The sequence below is a fragment of the Streptomyces laurentii genome, from assembly GCF_040635425.1.
In the GTDB taxonomy this organism is placed as follows: Bacteria; Actinomycetota; Actinomycetes; order Streptomycetales; family Streptomycetaceae; genus Streptomyces; species Streptomyces laurentii.
The window spans coordinates 22,360-41,988 of the sequence record NZ_JBEYHT010000006.1 but is presented as its reverse complement, the minus strand read 5'-3'; the positions used below and the strand labels follow the sequence as shown (position 1 = coordinate 41,988).

19 protein-coding genes and 1 tRNA gene are annotated in these 19,629 nt (G+C 70.0%); 9 read left to right on the top strand and 11 right to left on the bottom strand.

Annotated elements, in window-relative coordinates:
• Nucleotides 1–2: 2 nt before the first annotated feature.
• A complete protein-coding gene (gene clpB, locus ABZ693_RS05635; RefSeq protein ID WP_359873959.1) occupies nucleotides 3–2,603 on the bottom strand; it encodes an ATP-dependent chaperone ClpB in 2,601 nt (866 codons plus the stop codon).
• Between the two features lie 128 nt (nucleotides 2,604–2,731).
• On the opposite strand from clpB, the gene ABZ693_RS05630 reads away from it, so the two are divergent.
• Entirely contained in the window at nucleotides 2,732–3,145 is a 414-nt protein-coding gene (locus tag ABZ693_RS05630) for a pyridoxamine 5'-phosphate oxidase family protein (protein ID WP_359873695.1), read from the top strand.
• A gap of 246 nt (nucleotides 3,146–3,391) precedes the next feature.
• Here the strand turns inward: ABZ693_RS05630 and ABZ693_RS05625 are convergent, their stop codons facing one another.
• Both ABZ693_RS05625 and ABZ693_RS05620 read right to left on the bottom strand, forming a co-directional pair.
• Nucleotides 3,392–3,724, bottom strand: a complete 333-nt coding sequence (locus ABZ693_RS05625) for a Rieske (2Fe-2S) protein (protein ID WP_359873694.1) — start codon at nucleotides 3,722–3,724, stop codon at nucleotides 3,392–3,394.
• Entirely contained in the window at nucleotides 3,721–4,080 is a 360-nt protein-coding gene (locus tag ABZ693_RS05620) for a hypothetical protein (protein WP_359873692.1), read from the bottom strand. The genes ABZ693_RS05625 and ABZ693_RS05620 overlap by 4 nt, the downstream gene beginning before the upstream one ends.
• Before the next feature lie 131 nt (nucleotides 4,081–4,211).
• Here ABZ693_RS05620 and ABZ693_RS05615 point away from each other — a divergent pair, with 131 nt between their 5' ends.
• The gene (locus ABZ693_RS05615) at nucleotides 4,212–5,192 is read left to right on the top strand and encodes a helix-turn-helix transcriptional regulator (protein WP_359873690.1); all 981 of its coding nucleotides are present in this window, start codon (nucleotides 4,212–4,214) and stop codon (nucleotides 5,190–5,192) included.
• 106 nt (nucleotides 5,193–5,298) lie between these two features.
• On the opposite strand, the gene ABZ693_RS05610 is transcribed toward ABZ693_RS05615, so the two are convergent.
• The 4 genes from ABZ693_RS05610 to dnaK are packed head-to-tail and all read right to left on the bottom strand — an operon-like array spanning nucleotide 5,299 to nucleotide 9,465.
• Complete coding sequence (locus tag ABZ693_RS05610) at nucleotides 5,299–5,766, bottom strand: heat shock protein transcriptional repressor HspR (RefSeq protein ID WP_359873688.1); 468 nt, start codon at nucleotides 5,764–5,766, stop codon at nucleotides 5,299–5,301.
• A gap of 4 nt (nucleotides 5,767–5,770) precedes the next feature.
• Nucleotides 5,771–6,949 carry a molecular chaperone DnaJ gene (gene dnaJ / locus ABZ693_RS05605; protein WP_359873686.1) on the bottom strand — a complete coding sequence of 393 codons (1,179 nt, stop codon included), beginning with the start codon at nucleotides 6,947–6,949 and terminating at the stop codon, nucleotides 5,771–5,773.
• A gap of 30 nt (nucleotides 6,950–6,979) precedes the next feature.
• Entirely contained in the window at nucleotides 6,980–7,624 is a 645-nt protein-coding gene (grpE, locus tag ABZ693_RS05600; protein ID WP_359873684.1) for a nucleotide exchange factor GrpE, read from the bottom strand.
• On the bottom strand, nucleotides 7,624–9,465 hold the full coding sequence (gene dnaK / locus ABZ693_RS05595) for a molecular chaperone DnaK (protein ID WP_359873681.1): 1,842 nt from the start codon (nucleotides 9,463–9,465) through the stop codon (nucleotides 7,624–7,626). Before dnaK ends, grpE begins: the two co-directional genes overlap by 1 nt.
• A gap of 228 nt (nucleotides 9,466–9,693) precedes the next feature.
• Here dnaK and ABZ693_RS05590 point away from each other — a divergent pair, with 228 nt between their 5' ends.
• The 3 genes from ABZ693_RS05590 (at nucleotide 9,694) to ABZ693_RS05580 (ending at nucleotide 13,787) form a co-directional block, all read left to right on the top strand.
• Nucleotides 9,694–10,236 (top strand): sugar transferase, encoded by a 543-nt coding sequence (locus ABZ693_RS05590; protein ID WP_359873679.1) that lies wholly within the window; start codon nucleotides 9,694–9,696, stop codon nucleotides 10,234–10,236.
• A gap of 120 nt (nucleotides 10,237–10,356) precedes the next feature.
• On the top strand, nucleotides 10,357–12,618 hold the full coding sequence (locus ABZ693_RS05585; protein ID WP_359873677.1) for a (Fe-S)-binding protein: 2,262 nt from the start codon (nucleotides 10,357–10,359) through the stop codon (nucleotides 12,616–12,618).
• A 239-nt stretch (nucleotides 12,619–12,857) separates the two neighbouring features.
• On the top strand, nucleotides 12,858–13,787 hold the full coding sequence (locus ABZ693_RS05580; protein WP_359873675.1) for a Yip1 family protein: 930 nt from the start codon (nucleotides 12,858–12,860) through the stop codon (nucleotides 13,785–13,787).
• A gap of 103 nt (nucleotides 13,788–13,890) precedes the next feature.
• Here the strand turns inward: ABZ693_RS05580 and ABZ693_RS05575 are convergent, their stop codons facing one another.
• A complete protein-coding gene (locus ABZ693_RS05575; protein ID WP_359873673.1) occupies nucleotides 13,891–14,388 on the bottom strand; it encodes a phosphoribosyltransferase in 498 nt (165 codons plus the stop codon).
• 10 nt (nucleotides 14,389–14,398) lie between these two features.
• On the bottom strand, nucleotides 14,399–14,974 hold the full coding sequence (gene dcd, locus ABZ693_RS05570) for a dCTP deaminase (RefSeq protein ID WP_359873671.1): 576 nt from the start codon (nucleotides 14,972–14,974) through the stop codon (nucleotides 14,399–14,401).
• A gap of 402 nt (nucleotides 14,975–15,376) precedes the next feature.
• Here dcd and ABZ693_RS05565 point away from each other — a divergent pair.
• Nucleotides 15,377–15,447: transfer RNA gene (locus ABZ693_RS05565), tRNA-Gly, on the top strand.
• Nucleotides 15,448–16,267: 820 nt separating this feature from the next.
• Here the strand turns inward: ABZ693_RS05565 and ABZ693_RS05560 are convergent.
• A complete protein-coding gene (locus tag ABZ693_RS05560) occupies nucleotides 16,268–17,125 on the bottom strand; it encodes a slipin family protein (RefSeq protein WP_359873669.1) in 858 nt (285 codons plus the stop codon).
• Between the two features lie 417 nt (nucleotides 17,126–17,542).
• Between ABZ693_RS05560 and ABZ693_RS05555 the strand changes: the two genes are divergently transcribed.
• Together ABZ693_RS05555 and ABZ693_RS05550 are read left to right on the top strand one after the other, a co-directional pair.
• Nucleotides 17,543–17,830, top strand: a complete 288-nt coding sequence (locus ABZ693_RS05555) for an ATP-binding protein (protein WP_359873667.1) — start codon at nucleotides 17,543–17,545, stop codon at nucleotides 17,828–17,830.
• 277 nt (nucleotides 17,831–18,107) lie between these two features.
• Nucleotides 18,108–18,455 (top strand): STAS domain-containing protein, encoded by a 348-nt coding sequence (locus ABZ693_RS05550; RefSeq protein WP_359873665.1) that lies wholly within the window; start codon nucleotides 18,108–18,110, stop codon nucleotides 18,453–18,455.
• Between the two features lie 41 nt (nucleotides 18,456–18,496).
• On the opposite strand, the gene ABZ693_RS05545 is transcribed toward ABZ693_RS05550, so the two are convergent.
• Nucleotides 18,497–19,006 (bottom strand): DUF5994 family protein, encoded by a 510-nt coding sequence (locus tag ABZ693_RS05545; protein ID WP_359873663.1) that lies wholly within the window; start codon nucleotides 19,004–19,006, stop codon nucleotides 18,497–18,499.
• A 315-nt stretch (nucleotides 19,007–19,321) separates the two neighbouring features.
• Between ABZ693_RS05545 and ABZ693_RS05540 the strand changes: the two genes are divergently transcribed.
• Nucleotides 19,322–19,501, top strand: coding sequence for a hypothetical protein (locus tag ABZ693_RS05540; protein ID WP_359873661.1), 180 nt, complete (start codon nucleotides 19,322–19,324; stop codon nucleotides 19,499–19,501).
• Nucleotides 19,502–19,629: the final 128 nt, after the last annotated feature.

Genomic DNA, 19,629 nt, shown 5'->3' with positions numbered 1-19,629 from the left:
CGCTACTCCACCCGGCCCACGATCAGCCCGTCCTCGAAACGGTCGACCCGCACCGTGTCGCCGTCGCGGACCTCGCCCGCCAGGATCTCCTTGGCCAGCCGGTCGCCGATCGAGGTCTGGATCAGGCGGCGCAGCGGCCGGGCGCCGTACGCCGGGTCGTTGCCCTCCTCCGCCAGCCAGGCCAGGGCCTCGGGCGTGACGTCCAGGGTGAGCCGCCGGTCCGCGAGGCGCCGGGACAGCCGGTCGATCTGGAGGCGGGCGATCCGGCCCAGCTCCTCCTGGTCCAGCGCGGAGAAGACCACGGTCTCGTCCAGCCGGTTCAGGAACTCGGGCTTGAAGCTCGCCCGGACGACCTCCATGACCTGCTTCCGCTTCTCCTCCGGCTTGGTCAGCGGGTCCACGAGGAACTGGCTGCCCAGGTTGGAGGTGAGGATCAGGATCGTGTTGCGGAAGTCGACCGTGCGGCCCTGGCCGTCGGTGAGCCGGCCGTCGTCGAGGACCTGGAGCAGGATGTCGAAGACCTCGGGGTGGGCCTTCTCCACCTCGTCCAGGAGGACGACGGAGTACGGGCGGCGGCGGACGGCCTCGGTGAGCTGGCCGCCCTCCTCGTAGCCGACGTAGCCGGGAGGCGCGCCGACGAGACGGGCGACGGAGTGCTTCTCGCCGTACTCCGACATGTCGATCCGGACCATGGCCCGCTCGTCGTCGAAGAGGAAGTCGGCGAGCGCCTTGGCCAGTTCGGTCTTGCCGACGCCGGTCGGGCCGAGGAAGAGGAAGGAGCCGGTGGGGCGGTCGGGGTCGGCGATCCCGGCGCGGGTGCGGCGCACCGCGTCCGAGACGGCCCGTACGGCCTCGCTCTGGCCGATGAGCCGCTTGCCCAGCTCGTCCTCCATCCGCAGCAGCTTCTGCGTCTCGCCCTCAAGCAGCCGGCCGGCGGGGATGCCGGTCCAGGCGCCGACGACGTCCGCGATGTCGTCCGGGCCGACCTGGTCCTTGACCATGGTGTCCTTGTCGGCCTCCTGGCGCGCCTCGGCCTCGGTGGCCTCCTCCAGCTCGCGCTCCAGGCCCGGGATCTCGCCGTAGAGCAGCTTGGAGGCGGTGTCGAAGTCGCCGTCGCGCTGGGCGCGTTCGGCCCGGCCGCGCAGCTCGTCGACCCGTTCCTTCAACTCTCCGACGCGGTTGAGGGACTGCTTCTCCTTCTCCCAGCGGGCGGTGAGACCGCGCAACTCCTCCTCGCGGTCCGCGAGATCGCGGCGCAGCTTCTCCAGACGCTGCCGGCTCGCCTCGTCCGTCTCCTTGGACAGGGCCAGCTCCTCCATCTTCAACCGGTCGACGGTGCGCTGGAGTTCGTCGATCTCCACCGGGGAGGAGTCGATCTCCATGCGCAGCCGGGACGCGGCCTCGTCGACGAGGTCGATGGCCTTGTCGGGCAGGAAGCGGGAGGTGATGTAGCGGTCGGACAGGGTCGCGGCGGCCACCAGCGCGGAGTCGTTGATCTGCACCTTGTGGTGGGCCTCGTAACGGCCCTTGAGACCGCGCAGGATGGCGATGGTGTCCTCGACGGTCGGCTCGGCGACCAGGACCTGCTGGAAGCGGCGCTCCAGGGCGGGGTCCTTCTCGATCCGCTCGCGGTACTCGTCGAGGGTGGTGGCGCCGACCATCCGCAGCTCGCCGCGGGCCAGCATCGGCTTGAGCATGTTGCCGGCGTCCATGGCGGAGTCGCCGCCCGCGCCCGCGCCGACGACCGTGTGCAGCTCGTCGATGAAGGTGATGATCTGGCCGTCGCTCTCCTTGATCTCGGACAGGACGGTCTTCAGGCGCTCCTCGAACTCGCCGCGGTACTTCGCGCCGGCGACCATCGCGCCGAGGTCGAGCGAGACGAGGCGCTTGTCGCGCAGCGACTCGGGCACGTCGCCCTTCACGATCCGCTGGGCCAGGCCCTCGACGACGGCGGTCTTGCCGACGCCGGGCTCGCCGATGAGGACCGGGTTGTTCTTCGTCCGGCGGGACAGGACCTGCACGACGCGGCGGATCTCGTGGTCGCGGCCGATCACCGGGTCGAGCTTGCCCTCGCGGGCGGCGGCGGTGAAGTCCGTGCCGAACTTCTCCAGGGCCTTGTACGAGCCCTCCGGGTCGGGCGTGGTGACACGGCGGCTGCCGCGCGCCTTCTCGAAGGCGTCCTGGAGGCGGTGCGCGGTGGCGCCCTGCTGGTCGAGAACCTGGCCGGCCTGGCCGCCCTTGGCGGCGATGCCGACGAGCAGGTGCTCGGTCGACAGATACGCGTCGCCGAGCTTCCTGGCGCGCTCGGCGGCGTCGGCGATGACGGCGAGCAGCTCGCGGTTCGGCTGCGGGGGCGCGACCGTGGACCCGGTGACGCTGGGCAGGGCGGCGAGCAGCCGCTCCGCGCCGGAGCGTACGACGGCCTGGTCGGCCTCGACGGCGGCGAGCAGGTCGGTGATGTTCGCAGCTTCTTGCTGTCCTTGACCCGCCAGCAGTGCGAAAAGAAGATGCGCGGGGGTCAGATCGGCGTGCCCCTGGGACACGGCGCGGCTGCTCGCCGCGTTCAGCGCGTCCCGGCTCCTGTTGGTCAGTTCGGCGTCCACGTGCGCGTTCTCCTCCATCATCCGTCGGCTCTACGACTCGTCCAGCCGCCCGTACAACCTCTATGACTCCTCCAACATACACAAAGTTGAGTCGATTCCGCTCAAGGTATTTCCAGTAGTTTCCGGGCATGGCCATCGACCCGAGCAAGCCCGGCGACTCGTACCTCGCCTTCTGGCGCGAGTACCGCATCTGCACCCTGACGACCCTTCGCCCCGACGGCACCCCGCACGTGGTGGCGGTCGGCGCCACGTACGACCCCGAGGGCGGCGAGAAGGGGATCGCCCGGATCATCACCAACAAGAACAGCCGCAAGGTCGCCAACGTGCTGGCGGCGGGCCCCGAGGGCGCGCGGGTGGCGGTCTGCCAGGTGGAAGGGGGGCGCTGGGCGACGCTGGAGGGCGTGGCGCGGATCCGTACCGAGGCGGAGGTCGTCGCGGACGCCGTCGCGCGCTACGCGGCCCGCTACGACCGGACGCCGACGCCGAACCCGGACCGGGTCGTCATCGAGATCGCGCTCACCCGCGCGATGGGCCGGGCCTGACCCTGGATCCCGGGGCCGCCGGGGCCGGCCGGGGGCCCGAGCCCCGAGCCCTTGACCCGTGACGTCGAGCCCCTGACGCCGAGCCCCTGACCCGGCACACGAAAATCCGCCGGCCCCCGCACGCGTTGGGGCGCGTACAGCGGGGGCCGGCGGACGAAGCACAGCGGCGCCATCGCGTTTCAGGTCCGCGATGGCGCCGCTGTGTGGGGGAAGTGCCTGAACGATCTACAACGACGGGGGAACCGTTCAGGCACTGCGGGGGGTGGCGGTGATGGCTTCAGGGGCGACCAGCTGCGGCTCGACCAGTTGATGGTCGCGCTGGTCGAGATTGACGAAGATCATTCCGTACCGGATCGCGCAGCGGACGGGCTGCGGCGCGCCGCGCGGACGGCGCAGGCAGCGGTAGGCACGGACGTCCTCGTCCTGTTCGCGGGCGATGACGATCGGCTCGCCGAAGAGGGTCACCATCAAGGAGTCGCCACGGTGGGGGATTGCCGTGACCAGGTCGATGAAGTGCCATCCGGAGCGGTAGGCCGAGGCCATCTCCCGTCGGAACCGGGAGTCGTCGGGTACGTTCATACGCCCACGAAGCTCCACCCGGGATCGGCGGCCACGTCGGGAGCGACCGACCAGCCCGGGTCGCCGACCGCGGCCGGGGTGTTCAGGTGCCAGCCCGGGTCCTGCGCCACGGCGGGGGCGGCGACCCACCAGCCAGGGTCCCCGGCGACGGCCGCGGGGGCGACCGACCAGCCCGGGTCCTTCGCCACGGCGGGGGCGACGGACCAGCCCGGATCGTTCCAGCCGGGGTCGTTTGCCACTGCGAGCGTGCCGGAAGGCTCCGTGTGCCAGCCCGGGTCAAGGGCGATGCCCGCGCCGACTGACGCAGCCGCGATGAAGGCGACTCCAGCCACCGCGCTTATGAGCTTCTTCTTCATCACCGAGCAACCTCACTTGAAGGAAACGTGATTTCCGACCCCCGCAAGTAAGACGATGGCTTAGTCTCTGCGCGCGCACCACCAAACCCATGCATCATGTTCCTGAGATGCAGGAGCCTGGGGGTGTACATATGCGGAAAGAGGCGGACGAAATCGGGCACCCTCATTCGCATGCGGAGCTGTGCAAAGCGGGGGCCGAGCTCTACGCGGTGGCGTTGCGGACGGGGCGAATACGCCGGTCAGAGGCAGTGGAGGCGCCCTGCCTCCTCGACCTCTCGCTGTTGCACCCCGACCCGGACGACGCGCAATGGCTGCGGCCCGTCCCGCCGTCCGCCGCCCTCGCCCAACTCCTGTCGCCCATCGAGCGGGAGATCCTGGACCGGCGCCGGCTGACCGTCGCGCTGTCCGACACCTTCGCGCCATTCATGGCCATCAGCGCGCACGACTCACCGTCCTCACACGCCATTTCCGTGCTCGAGGGCATCGACCGCATCAACGCCACCCTGGACCGGGTCGTCGCGAACTGCCGCAGCGAACTGCTCACCATCCAGCCCGGCGGCGGCCGCCCCGCCCACGCCCTCAGCGAGGCCCTGAGCCGGGTCGCGCCGCTGCTCGGCCGCGGCATCCAGATGCGCACGCTCTACCAGCACACGGCCCGGCACACCGAACTCACCCTCGCGTACCTGGAACACGTCGGCCCCGAGGTGCAGGTCCGCACCCTTGAGGAGATCATCGACCGGCTGATCATCGTCGACCGCGAGGTCGCCTTCATCCCGGCCAGCCGGGACCGGCAGATCGCCCTCGAACTGCGCCATCCGGGCCTCGTCGCGTACCTCAGGGGCGTCTTCGACCAGTTCTGGCAACTCGCCGTCCCTATAAGAGACGAGATCCCCTACGACCTCAAGACGGACGGCATCAGCGGCGTCCAGCGCTCCATCGCCAAGCTCCTCGTCGAGGGGCATGTCGACGAGGCCATCGCGCGCCGCCTCGGCATGAACGTCCGTACCTGCCGGGCCCACATCGCCAAGCTCGCCGCCGCCCTGGGCAGCGGCAGCCGGGCCCAGCTCGGCTATCTGATCGCCCAGTCCGGCATCCTCGAACGCGACGAGTGACCTTCTTGTAGGGCCGTTTTCACCGCCCATGCGAAAGGCCCCCTCCGAAGAGGGGGCCTTTCGGCGGAACATGAAGGACGCGCGCGACGCGCACGCGACTCGGGGATCACTCCCCGCGCTTGTGCCCCGGCCGCCACACCACGAGCGCGCTGGCCTGCTGCACGTCCGTGTACGGCACCAGATCGCGCCGGTACGAGGCGTGCACCTGGGCCTCGCGCTGGCGCATCGCCGCCGCCGCGCCCTCGACCGCGGTCGACAGCTCGGCCACCCGCGCCTGGAGCGCCGCGACCTGGTTCTCCAGCTCGATGATGCGCTTGATGCCGGCCAGGTTGATGCCCTCGTCCTGCGACAGCTGCTGCACCTGACGGAGCAGCTCGATGTCGCGGGCCGAGTAACGGCGGCCGCGGCCGGCCGTCCGGTCCGGCGAGACCAGGCCCAGGCGGTCGTACTGACGCAGCGTCTGCGGGTGCAGACCGGACAGCTGGGCCGCCACCGAGATGACGTACACCGGAGTCTCTTCGGTCAGTTCGTACGCCCGGTCGGCGAATCCGGGGTGTCGGCGGCGTCCTTCCATGTCCTCATGCTCCCTTCGCGGCCTGGAACAGCTCTGCTCTCGGGTCGGTGTCCGCCATGGCCTCGCGGTACGTCTCCAGAGCCTCGCGGGCCTTGTCGGCCAGCTCCTTCGGCACCGCGACCTCCACCGTGATCAGCAGATCGCCGCGGGTGCCGTCCTTGCGGACCGCGCCCTTGCCGCGGGCGCGCATGGTGCGGCCGTTGGGGGTGCCGGCGGGCAGCTTCAGCGTCACCGCCGGGCCGCCCAGGGTGGGCACCTTGATCTCGCCGCCGAGCGCCGCCTCGTCGAACGTGACGGGCACCGTGACGGTGAGGTTGTCGTCCTTGCGGCCGAACACCGGGTGGGCGTCGACGTGCACGACGACGTACAGATCGCCGTTCGGCCCGCCGCGCTCGCCCGGAGCGCCCTTGCCGCGCAGCCGGATCTTCTGGCCGTCGAAGACGCCCGCCGGGATCCGGACCTGCATGGTCCGCGAGGACTTGGCCCGGCCGGAACCCTTGCAGACCTCGCAGGGGTTCTCGGCGATGAGGCCGCGGCCCTTGCAGTCCACGCACGGGTCGGTCAGCGAGAAGCCGCCGCCGCTGCCGCGCGAGACCTGCCCGGTGCCGACGCAGGTCGGGCACACCCGGGGGGTGCCGTTCTTGTCGCCGGTGCCCGAACACGCCTTGCACGGCTGCTGGCTGGACATCCGCAGCGGTACGGTCGCGCCCTCCATCGCCTCGGTGAAGCTGAGCGTCACCTCGGACTCGATGTCCTGGCCGCGCCGCGGCTGGACGCGGGTGCCCGCGCCGGCCCCGCCGCGGTTGAACAGACCGCCGAACACGTCTCCGATGCCGCCGCCGAAGCCGCCGGGCCCGCTCGGGCCGCCCTGGGCGCCCCCGAAGAGGTCGCCCAGGTCGAAGTTGAACGAGCCGCCGCCCGGGCCGCCGGCCCGGAAGCCGCCGTTCCCGAACAGGGCGCGCGCCTCGTCGTACTCCTTGCGCTTCTTGGGGTCGCCGAGGATGTCGTTGGCCTCGGAGATCTCCTTGAAGCGCGCCTCGGCGCCGGAGTCGCCCTTGTTGGCGTCCGGATGGTTCTCGCGGGCGAGCTTCCGGTACGCCTTCTTGATCTCGGCGTCGGTGGCGTCCTTGGGGACGCCGAGAACCTTGTAGTAGTCCTTCTCGACGAAGTCCTTCGTGCTCATCGACGTCCCTCCTCTCGGACGATCGTCGCGTCAGCCCGCCTCGGGGCCACCGCTCTCCTCGTCGGCCTTCTTCTCTTCGTCCTTGCCGGCCGGAGCCGCGCCCGGCTGGGGCTCGGCGACGGCCACGCGCGCGGGCCGGATGGTCCGCTCGCCGATCCGGTACCCCGGCTGCAGGATCGCCACGCACGTCGTCTCGGTGACGTCCGGTGCGTAACTGTGCATCAGGGCCTCGTGGATGGTCGGGTCGAAGGGCTCGCCCTCCGCGCCGAACTGCTGCAGACCCATCTTGGCGACGATGGTCTCCAGCGATTCGGCGACCGACTTGAAGCCGCCCACCAGCTCGCCGTGGTCCCGGGCCCGGCCCAGGTCGTCGAGCACGGGCAGGAGCTCGGACAGGAGGTTCGCCGTGGCGATCTCCTTGACCGTGATCCGGTCCCGCTCGACCCGGCGCCGGTAGTTCTGGTACTCGGCCTGGAGCCGCTGGAGGTCACCGGTGCGCTCGGAGAGCGCCGTACGGGCCTGGTCCAGCTGGGCCAGCAGTGCTACGTCCGTAGCGTCCCCGGCCGGGGCCGCCCCCTCCGCCTGCGCGGCGGAGTCGGCGGCCTCGGTCTCCTCGGGCGTGCCGTCGGCGGGGACGTCGGGCTTCTCCTCGAAGCCCGCGTTCTCGTCCGACATCAGGCAGCGCCGCCCTTCGGCTTCTCGTCGTCGACGATCTCGGCGTCGACGACATCGTCGTCGGCACCGGCCTGGGCCTGACCGGCGTCACCGGCGGCCTGGGCGCCCTGCGCGTCGGCGTAGAGGGCCTGGCCGAGCTTCTGCGAGACGGCCGCGACCTTCTCGGTGGCCGTACGGATCTCGGCGCCGTCCTCGCCCTTGAGCTTCTCCTTCAGCTCGGCGACGGCGGCCTCGACCTCGGTCTTCACGTCACCCGGGACCTTGTCCTCGTTGTCCTTGAGGAACTTCTCGGTCTGGTAGACGAGCTGCTCGCCCTGGTTGCGGGTCTCGGCGGCCTCGCGGCGGCGGTGGTCCTCCTCCGCGTACTGCTCGGCCTCCTGGCGCATCCGGTCGACCTCGTCCTTCGGCAGCGAGGAGCCGCCGGTGACGGTCATCTTCTGCTCCTTGCCCGTGCCCAGGTCCTTGGCGGTCACGTGCATGATGCCGTTGGCGTCGATGTCGAAGGCGACCTCGATCTGCGGGACGCCACGCGGGGCCGGCGGCAGACCGGTCAGCTCGAACATGCCGAGCTTCTTGTTGTACGCCGCGATCTCGCGCTCGCCCTGGTAGACCTGGATCTGGACGGACGGCTGGTTGTCCTCGGCCGTCGTGAAGATCTCGGAGCGCTTCGTCGGGATCGTGGTGTTGCGCTCGATCAGCTTGGTCATGATGCCGCCCTTGGTCTCGATACCGAGGGACAGCGGGGTGACGTCGAGGAGCAGGACGTCCTTGACCTCGCCCTTGAGGACACCGGCCTGGAGGGTGGCGCCGATGGCGACGACCTCGTCCGGGTTCACACCCTTGTTGGCCTCCTTGCCGCCGGTCAGCTCCTTGACGAGCTCGGCGACGGCCGGCATACGGGTGGAGCCACCGACGAGAACGACGTGGTCGATCTCGGAGAGCGCGATGCCCGCGTCCTTGATGACGTTGTGGAACGGCGTCTTGCAGCGCTCCAGCAGGTCGGACGTGAGCTGCTGGAACTGGGCGCGGGTGAGCTTCTCGTCCAGGTGCAGCGGGCCCTCGGCGGACGCCGTGATGTAGGGCAGGTTGATCGAGGTCTCCGTGGAGGAGGACAGCTCGATCTTCGCCTTCTCGGCGGCCTCGCGCAGACGCTGGATGGCCATCTTGTCCTTGGACAGGTCCACGCCGTGACCCGACTGGAACTGCTTCACCAGGTAGTCGACGACACGCTGGTCCCAGTCGTCACCACCGAGGTGGTTGTCACCGTTGGTGGCCTTCACCTCGACGACGCCGTCGCCGATCTCCAGGAGGGACACGTCGAAGGTGCCGCCACCGAGGTCGAAGACGAGGATGGTCTGGTCGTCCTTGTCGAGGCCGTACGCCAGGGCGGCGGCGGTCGGCTCGTTGACGATGCGCAGGACGTTCAGGCCCGCGATCTCGCCGGCCTCCTTGGTGGCCTGACGCTCGGAGTCGTTGAAGTACGCCGGGACGGTGATGACCGCGTCGGTCACCTTCTCGCCCAGGTACGCCTCCGCGTCGCGCTTCAGCTTCTGGAGGACGAACGCGGACATCTGCTGCGGGTTGAAGTTCTTCCCGTCCAGCTCGATCTTCCAGTCGGTGCCCATGTGACGCTTCACGGACCGGATGGTCCGGTCGACGTTGGTGACCGCCTGACGCTTGGCGACCTCGCCGACGAGCACCTCGCCGTTCTTGGCGAAGGCGACGACGGACGGCGTGGTCCTGGCGCCCTCTGCGTTGGTGATGACGGTGGGCTCGCCGCCTTCCAGAACGCTGACGACGGAGTTAGTCGTACCCAGGTCGATGCCGACCGCACGTGCCATTTCGGTTCCTCCAGCTGACTGCTCACTACGGACTTGAGTGGATCTGGCTCAAGGATGCACAACTCCCGCTCCGGAGTCAACAGACTTGAGTCGGAGGCGCTCAACTCTTCACGCTCCCCTCCGCTCAACGGGCGAGCCGCGCGCGTCGTTCCCGGACGGAACGGGTACGACGTGAGAGGGTCCGGACATTTCCCATGTTCTCGCCTGGAACCGGAAGGTGTGGGGTGCATGACGGCGAAGCGCGCGCTGGATCTCACGGGCGGACTCGCCCTTCTCCTCCTGTTCTTCCCGCTCGCCGCGGCCCTCGCCCTTTCCCTCGCCCTCAAGGACGCCGGAAACGGCCGGAACACCTGCCCGGGCGCGCGCGTACTGCGCCGGCGTCCGGTCGCGGGCCGCGGCAACGTCCCCTTCACTCTGCTGACGTTCCGCACGAAGGGCCCGCTGGCCTCGCTGCCGCTCCTGCTGCACGTCGTACGCGGGCATATGTCACTCGTCGGACCGTGCCCGCTGGCGCCCGGCCACCGCGAGTCGCGTGGCGAGGGTCGGCGACGGCTCTCCGTACGCCCCGGGATGACCGGCCTGTGGCAGGTCAGCGGGCGGTCGGAACTACCGTGGGAAGAGCGCGAACTGCTGGATCTCCACTATGTGGACCACCACTGGCTCGGCATGGATCTGGCGATCCTGGCGCGTACCCTTCCAGCAGTCCGTCGACGTCACTCGGCGACCCGCGCGGCGGGCCGGTTCTGCGGCCCCGGGACAAGGGTCGCCTGAGCGATACAGATCACCGCTTGGTCCGCTACAGTACGGCGCCCCAAGCGGGTACCCTCAGCACGGACTCAATAAGTTACTGCTTAGTAGGCCCGAAGCTGAGGCCCGCCCGAGGAGCCCCACATGCAACTCGCCGCGATCGTCGTGTCGATCGTCATCACAGTGGTGGCCGTCGCGCTGTTCGGCCGCGCCACCGCGCAGATCTACCGCTTCGTGCGGCTGGGTCAGCCGGTGCCCGCGGGGACGCGCACCGGCGACCCGAAGCAGCGCACCATCACGCTGGTCAAGGAATTCCTCGGCCACACCCGGATGAACCGCTGGGGCGTCGTCGGCGTCGCGCACTGGTTCGTGGCGGTGGGCTTCTTCTCCCTCCTTCTCACGATCGTCAACGCCTTCGGCCAGCTCTTCCAGGCCGACTGGCTGATCCCGATCATCGGCGACTGGCTGCCGTACGAGATCTTCACCGAGTTCCTCGGCCTGATGACCGTGCTCGGCATCGTCACGCTCATCGTGATCCGCCAGCTCAGCAAGCCGACCCAGGCCGGCCGCAAGTCCCGCTTCGCGGGTTCCAAGACGGGCCAGGCCTACTTCGTCGAGGCCGTCATCCTCATCGTCGGCGTCTGCATCATGACGCTGCGCGCGCTCGAAGGCGTCCAGCACCACGTCACGAGCTGGGAGCCGGGCTTCTTCGCCTCGTACCCGCTCATCGCGCTGATCGACGGCGCCGACCTCGGCACCGTGCAGAACCTGACGTACTTCTTCGCCGCGCTCAAGATCGTCACGTCCTTCACCTGGATGATCACGGTCTCGCTCAACACCAACATGGGCGTCGCCTGGCACCGCTTCCTCGGCTTCCCGAACATCTGGTTCAAGCGCAACGCGGACGGCTCCACCGCCCTCGGTGCCCTGCAGCCGATGACCTCCGCGGGCCGGCCGATCGACTTCGAGGACCCGGGCGAGGACGACGTCTACGGCGTCTCCCAGGTCGAGCAGTTCTCCTGGAAGGGCATCCTCGACTTCTCCACCTGCACCGAGTGCGGCCGCTGCCAGTCGCAGTGCCCCGCCTGGAACACCGGCAAGCCGCTCTCGCCGAAGCTCCTCATCATGTCGCTGCGCGACCACGCGCACGCCAAGGCGCCGTACCTGCTCGCGGGCGGCGGCAAGACCATGGAGGGCGACGAGAAGGCCACCGCCGAGCAGCTCGCCGGCGTCCCGGCCGCGGCCCTCGCCGAGGCCGAGCGCCCGCTCATCGGCACCGCCGAGGAGAACGGCGTCATCGACCCGGACGTCCTGTGGTCCTGCACCACCTGCGGCGCCTGCGTCGAGCAGTGCCCGGTCGACATCGAGCACATCGACCACATCGTCGACATGCGCCGCTACCAGGTCATGATCGAGAGCGCGTTCCCGTCCGAGGCGGGCACGATGCTCAAGAACCTGGAGAAGAAGGGCAACCCCTGGGGTCTGGCCAAGAAGGCGCGCGTCGAGTGGACCAAGGAGGTCGACTTCGAGGTCCCGATCGTCGGCAAGGACATCGAGGACCTCAGCGAGGTCGAGTACCTCTACTGGGTCGGCTGCGCCGGCGCCCTGGAGGACCGCGCCAAGAAGACCACCAAGGCCTTCGCCGAGCTGCTGCACATCGCGGGCGTCAAGTTCGCGATCATGGGCGGCGACGAGAAGTGCACCGGTGACTCCCCGCGCCGTCTGGGCAACGAGCCGCTGTTCCAGCAGCTCGGCCAGGAGAACGTCGCGATGCTGAACATGGCGTTCGGCGAGGATGACGAGGACGAGTCGACGAAGAAGCCGAAGGCGTCGAAGAAGATCGTCTCGACCTGCCCGCACTGCTTCAACACCATCGCCAACGAGTACCCGCAGCTCGGCGGCGACTACGAGGTCATCCACCACACCCAGCTGCTCCAGCACCTCATCGACGAGGGCAAGCTGGTCCCGGTGACCCCGGTCGAGGGCCTCATCACCTACCACGACCCGTGCTACCTGGGCCGCCACAACAAGGTCTACACGCCCCCGCGCGAGATCATGTCGGCCGTCCCGGGCCTGCGTCAGCAGGAGATGCACCGCCACAAGGAGCGCGGCTTCTGCTGCGGCGCCGGCGGCGCGCGGATGTGGATGGAGGAGCGGATCGGCAAGCGCATCAACACCGAGCGCGTCGACGAGGCCCTGTCCCTCAACCCGGACATCGTCTCCACCGCCTGCCCGTTCTGCCTCGTCATGCTCACGGACTCCGTGAACGGCAAGAAGAACGAGGGCGCGGCCAAGGAGAGCCTCCAGGTCGTGGACGTGGCGCAGCTGCTCCTCGACTCGGTGAAGACGCCCGCGGACCCGGAGGGCGCCCCGGCGGACGCTCCGGAGCCGGAGCCGGCCGCGTAAGGCCGTACGGCGCGTAGAACGACAAGAGGGGCCCTGCCCGCGCGAAGAGCGCGGACAGGGCCCTTCTCGCTGCTCAGGGATGTCCTCGGGGCAGCTCGGGAACCTGCTCGGGAACCTCTCCCGGGCGGCTCGGGGAAGTCCCCTGGGTGCCCGGAGCAACCCCCTAGGGGATGTCACAGCTCTGCCGCACTCTGCCCCGGAAGGCCCAGGTCACGCCCGGACGGGGTACGTTCATGCACGTGGCTGGATTCAGGAACGGACGCGGCCGGGCAGGCGGCCCCCCGCGACAGCAACCGCAGCAACCGCAGCAGGCGCCGTACGGGTACCAGGCGCCCCCGCCGTCGTACCCGCAGCAACAGCAGCAACCGCGGCAACAGCCACGGCAGCAGCCGGTGCAGTGGGGACAGCCGCAGGGGCAGCAGCAGGGCGGCGGGCCCGCGCACGGCGAGCCGGAGTACTTCGGCGACCCGTACGCCCCGCAGGCACCGCACCACCCGCAGCAGAACTACGCGGCGAACAACCCGGGGCACACCCAGGCCTTCAGCATCAACGAGGACCCGTACGGGCAGGCCGGCGCGTACCAGGCCGGCGGCACGTACGAGGCCGGCGGCGCGCCCGTCCCGGTCGGCCCGCGGCTGCCCTGGAAGGCGCTGCTGAGCGGCATCGTGACGCGCCCGGCCGATACGTTCCTGCAGATGCGGGACCACGCGGTCTGGGGCCCGGCGCTCGCCGTCACGTTCCTGTACGGCCTGCTCGCGGTGTTCGGCTTCGACCAGGCCCGCGAGGACGCGATCAACGCGACGCTGTCCACGGTCGTCCCGTACATCCTGCTGACCGGCGTCGGCTTCGTCATCGGTGGCCTGGTCCTCGGCATGGTCACCCACACGCTGGCCCGCCAGCTCGGCGGCGACGGCTCCTGGCAGCCGACCGTCGGCCTGTCCATGCTGATCATGTCGATCACGGACGCGCCGCGCCTGCTCGTGGCCCTCTTCATGGGCGGCGACAACGCGGTGGTCCAGGTCCTCGGCTGGCTGACCTGGCTGGCGGCGGGCGCGCTGTTCACGACCATGGTGAGCCGCTCGCACGACCTGCCGTGGCCGAAGGCGCTGGGCGCGTCGGCGATCCAGCTGGTGGCGCTGCTGAGCCTGATCAAGCTGGGCACGTTGTAGGACGGCCGCCCGATACGGCCCGCTTCATTGACGCGTGCAACGACGAAGGGGCCCTGCCGGAACGTTCCGGCAGGGCCCCTTCGCATGTCTCGGGGAGCCCGCGTCAGGCGTCGAGGACCTGGCCCGCGCGGCTAACCACGGGCGGCTGAACAGACCACGGGAAGTTGATCCAGTCATCGGTCTTCTTCCACACGTACTCGCACTTCACGAGCGAGTGCGACTTCTCGTAGACGACGGCGGAGCGGACCTCGGCGACGTGGTCCTTGCAGAAGTCGTGCACGAGCTTGAGCGTCTTGCCGGTGTCGGCGACGTCGTCGGCGATCAGGACCTTCTTGTCGGAGAAGTCGATCGCGTTCGGGACGGGCGCGAGCATGACCGGCATCTCGAGCGTGGTGCCGACGCCGGTGTAGAACTCGACGTTCACGAGGTGGATGTTCTTGCAGTCCAGGGCATAGGCCAGACCGCCGGCGACGAAGACACCGCCGCGGGCGATGGACAGCACGACGTCGGGCTCGTAGCCGTCGTCGGCGATCGTCTGGGCCAGCTCACGGACGGCGAGGCCGAAGCCCTCGTACGTCAGGTTCTCGCGTACTTCAGTCATGCCGGCTGCCTCACACCTGGGTCCGATGAAAGTTCAAGAAGGAACGGGAGGCCGTCGGCCCCCGCTGGCCCTGGTACCGGGACCCGTAGCGCTCGCTCCCGTAAGGGTGCTCGGCCGGCGAGCTGAGCCGGAACATGCACAGCTGCCCGATCTTCATCCCCGGCCAGAGCTTGATCGGCAGGGTGGCGAGGTTGGACAGCTCCAGGGTCACGTGCCCCGAGAAACCGGGGTCGATGAACCCGGCCGTCGAGTGCGTCACCAGACCGAGCCGCCCGAGCGAGCTCTTCCCCTCCAGGCGGGAGGCGATGTCGTCCGGCAGCGAGATGACCTCGTAGGTCGAGGCGAGCACGAACTCGCCCGGGTGCAGGATGAACGCCTCGTCGCCCTCCGGCTCGACCTGGCGGGTCAGGTCGGCCTGCTCGACCGCGGGGTCGATGTGCGGGTAGCGGTGGTTCTCGAACACCCGGAAGAAGCGGTCAAGCCGCACGTCGATGCTCGAGGGCTGCACCATGGATTCGTCGTACGGGTCGATACGCACCCGGCCTGCGTCGATCTCGGCCCGGATGTCCTTGTCTGAGAGAAGCACCCTCCCACGATACGCAGAGGGCGCGGAGCTCCCCCAATCGGGAAGGCCCCACGCCCCGGATAACCTCTACCTCAGCGCTGCTCGAGCTCCAGCCGCACGGCATGCCGCAAGCGCGCGCACTGTGGACAGCGGATCAGCCGCCCCGGCCCCAGCCGCCCGGCCCCGAGCCGCTGCAGCGGGAACGAAGCGGTACTGAACACGTGCCCCTCGGCACAACGGACGACGGTGCGCTCCATCGAACCCATCAAGTCCCTTCCCCGACAAGTGGTGGACGAGACAGCCACATTAGGGGATCAACAGGACCCCGCCCGACCCGGCACCCGGTGTGTCGGAACTTCACCCGAGATGTGGGATGGGGTACAGTGTGCGACGATGCGGCTTCGATCTTCGAGCGGCATGTATGCGGATGTAGTTTAATGGTAGAACATGAGCTTCCCAAGCTTATAGCGCGGGTTCGATTCCCGTCATCCGCTCTTCTGTGAAGCCCCAGGTCTGCGACCTGGGGCTTCGTCGTTGTCGCCCGACCTCTCCATGCGGCCCGGAGCAGAAGGCCGCCTCGGTCGGTCAGTTCCTTTCTCCGCGCCCGTCGATGCCGGCGTCCTTGAGGACGGCTTGGTGCACGTCCTGGATGAGGTGCTGTTGCGCTTCGGTGAGACCGCAGGGAATGGCTGGTCCTGAGCCGGGCTCATCCCGTTCCCCCCAGATGACCAGGCCGTCGAGGATGCTCTGGTCGGGCCCGCCCAGCACGGACGCGACCGACGAGGCGACGCGGTTGAAGCGGTGGGCGCCGACGGGGCCGTCAGCGGCGGCGGTGTGGCCGGAGGCCGGGGCCGCCCCAGCCGGCGTGCTGGATGCTGAAGGTGGAGGGAGTCGTGCGGGGCAGGCCGCCGATCCGGACCGGCGTGCCGGGAACGCCTTCGTGGAAGTGCAGTCCGTCGGGACTGATCAGCGCGTAGGTACCGGCCGTGGGAACGCCTGGTCTCGTGCGTCCGGTGGGCGTGATCCGAGCGGCGGTGTGCCGTGGCGGTGCCGGGACGGGACGGAACGGGGAACGCGCCTGTCTGCCCGCCGAGGGGCTGCTTCCACCCTCTCTCGTTCTCCGGCCGGAAGCCACCGTCCGGGATATCGGAACGGCTTCCCCGGTCCTCCCGGACCCGCGGACCGGCGGACGGCACGTGACCCGGGCGTACTCCGGGGACCGGTCGCGGGCGCGGTGGCCTCGGGCTCCGCTCAGGAGCGCTGCACGGTCGGCGCCTCCCGTGCCCGGGGTCTTCGGGGCGGCCGCTCCGGCCGTCAGGAGGGCTTGGCGGATACGTCCGCTGGAGACCGCACAGCGGTGTCCTCGGTGATGTCCGCCGGAGTCTTGTCCTGCTGTGCGGCGGCGGCCGTTTCGCGGGCCAGGAAGGTGCCGAGTTCGCCGATGGTGCTCATGAGAGGGGCGGGGAAGACGACGGTGCTGTTCTTGTCCACCCCGATCTCGACCAGGCTCTGCAGGTTGCGGAGCTGGAGGGCGAGCGGGTGGGACATCATGGTGTCGGAGGCGTCGCCGAGTGCCGCCGCGGCCATCGATTCGCCCTCGGCGCTGATGATCTTGGCCCTCTTCTCCCGCTCCGCCTCTGCCTGGCGGGCCATGGCGCGCTTCATGCTCTCGGGCAGCTGGATGTCCTTCAGCTCGACCAGGGTGACCTCGACGCCCCAGTCGGCGGTGGTGATGTCGAGGATCTCGCGGATGTCGACGTTGATGCGGTCGGTCTCCGAGAGGGTCTCGTCCAGGGTGTGCTGTCCGACGACCTTGCGCAGGGTGGTCTGGGCGATCTGGTTGATGGCCGCGCTGACGTTCTCGACGGCGATGACCGACTTCACGGCGTCGACGACGCGGTAGTAGGCGACCGCGGAGACGTCGACGCTGACGTTGTCGCGGGTGATGATCCCCTGGGACTGGATGGGCATGGTGACGATCCGCAACGACACCCGGTGCAGAACGTCCACGAACGGCACGATCAGCCGCAGCCCCGGCTCCCGGACACCGATCAGCCGGCCGAAACGGAACAGCACGCCCTTCTCGTACTGCCTGACGATCTTGACGGCCATCGCCAGCCCCACCAGGGCGATCACGGCCAGCACGATCAGAACCACGATCAACACTCCCACGACACCGCTCCTCAGAACGAGGACCACGTCACGCCCGCGCGAGGCCCGCCGACGGCGGCGACAAGAAGAGGACTTCTCCAGGTCACCCGGAGGACTGCGCGGATCCTGTACGTGCGACGAGTCCTCCTCCTTCCCAGCATCGCGCGGGTTCCCGGCCCGGGGCAGGGGCAGAACGGTCCGCATACGGGCCGCCCCCTCCCGGAGCCGTCTCGGCGCGGAGGCGCGTTTCATGGTCAGGGGAGCCTTCGGCCGCGGAACATCGGACGGGCCGGCCTGCCGGCGGGTCATGCCCTCCGTCAGAAGCCGCGCGCCGGTTCGCACGACGTCTCACGGCGCACCACCCGACGTCCCCACGAGCCCGAATGCGGGCAGACGGCCCCGTAAGAGCCGGCGCACTCGCTCGCGGAGAGGACCGACATGGCGGCCTCGATTCGACGGCACCGCACCATCCGTGGCCCGTGGGCCGCCGCCGAGGCACGCCGCGAGATGCACGGCCTCGTGGCCGATGCCCTCCTGGCGGGCAAGGCGGTCAGCGAGGTGACCGAGGCCGACGCGATGCTGGTGGTCAGCGAACCGGTGAGCAACGCCGTGCGTCATGCCGGGGGCGGATGCTCCGTGGACCTCGCCCTGCGACCGGACGCCATGGACATCGACGTGAGCGATCACAGCCGCGAACCACCGCGTCCCCAGGAGCCCGAGCCCTGACGGGGACGGCGGATACGGCTGGGGCATCATCGCCCGTCTGACCAGCGAGCCGACCGTGGTGTGCCACGGGAGCGGCAAGACCGTCCATGCCCGGATCGACCTCCGCCGCTGACAGACGATGCCGCGGGGATGCACACTGGAGAAGCAACCGGCGGATCCTCCGACCAGCTCACACCGGTGAGGGGGTCTGATCGTGATGGAAGCGAACAACCCACGGATCCCGAGCAGCGAGGCGCCGCGTGTCTCCCTTCACTCCACGCGGCGCGTCTACCGAGCGGTGAACGGATACGCACGCGTCGAGCGTGCGGGCAGCGAGACACCCTCGACGTGGTTCCTCCGCGCGGCGGGCGAGTTCGACTCCGACACCGTCCCTTGCCTGCGCGAAGCGCTCGGCGATGCCCGCCGGGACGACGCCGAGCGGATCCTGCTCGATGTCTCCCGGGTGGGCTTCGGGGACTCCACCTTCCTCGACGCACTGGTCGAGGCGCGTCGCGGACCCGCCGGGCTCGTCCTCGTCGGGCCGCTTCCCTTCCAGATCCGGCGCCTGTTCGAGATCACGGGCACTCTGCGTCTGTTCCCCCTCGTCCTCCTCGCGACGGACCGCGGCGCCTCCGGCTTCGTCTGAGCCTTGCCCTCTCTGATCAGGCCGCCCCGGTCGGCCTCTGATCAGGCCGCCCCGGTCGGCGGACCCGCCGACCGAGGCGGCCCGGCGAGGAGGATCTCGGCGGCCTGACTGGCGTTGTCGGCGTCGACGGCGCGTGCCATGGCCGTGCGGGCGGCCTGCGGTGGTGTGTCCGGTGGGACGACCATCAAGGAGAAGTGGTCGTTGTCACCGCGGGTGATCAGGACGGTGTCGTCGCCGACGGGGAAGGAATCGAGGTGCACGACCCGGCCGTCGACGACGAGGCGGGTCGGGATGCCGTTCCAGGCGGAGGCGTCCAGGCCGACCCGGGTGACGGGCCCGAGGTACTCGGTCAGGGCGGTGAGCAGCGGCGGGACCTCCCGCTCGACGTCACGCGAGCGCGGCCACCACGCGCCGTCCAGAAGGCTCTGCCGGGACCCCGTCGTCTCCATCCGGAGCAGCGCGGCGCCCGGTTCGACCGAGCGGTGGATCTCGTCCGGCAGGAGGCGCGGGGGCGCGGGGACCTGGTGGGGGAAAACGTTTGCGTCGGTCATGGTGGTCCGCCCGTCCACGGGTGGTGCCGCTTCCGCCCGGCCGGTGCCACAGCGGACGCCGGGCCGGCGGGCGGGGCGGCGGCCCCGCGCTTTCACCGTACCCCGGGGGACGTGCGGGCGCGCAGCCCTCCGCTGGGGAACCGATCGGCGCCCGGGCTTCGGACGTACCGTGCGCGTACGGAGACGTACCGCCTGACTTCGGTCGTCCGGGCAAGGGCGGGAAGGACGGTGCCGCTCTGGACCGCAACGAGCCGGAAGCCGAGGCCCCGCTGCCAGGGGTATGCCGAAATCCGGATCGGCTCCGCCTCCCGCGGAGTGGCCGACATCCTGCGCCACCGTCCCGTCGGCGGGGAGCAGCGCGGCTACCCCGCCCGGGGCAAGGGCACCCGCCTCCATCTCGCCGTCGACGCCACCCGCACCGCCGGGCCGGGACGGTCCCGACTGGCCACCAGCCGGCCCTTGAGCGGTACCGGGCTCCACGCCTGGGAACCCTGACCGGGCGGCCGGAGCCGGCGGGCGCGCGTGGCGGCCCCGGCCGCCGCGGAGCATCCTGGAAGCCACACCGCTTTGCCGTCCGATCCGGCCCCCCGGCAACGGATACAGGACGTGCCGCCCCGCTGCTT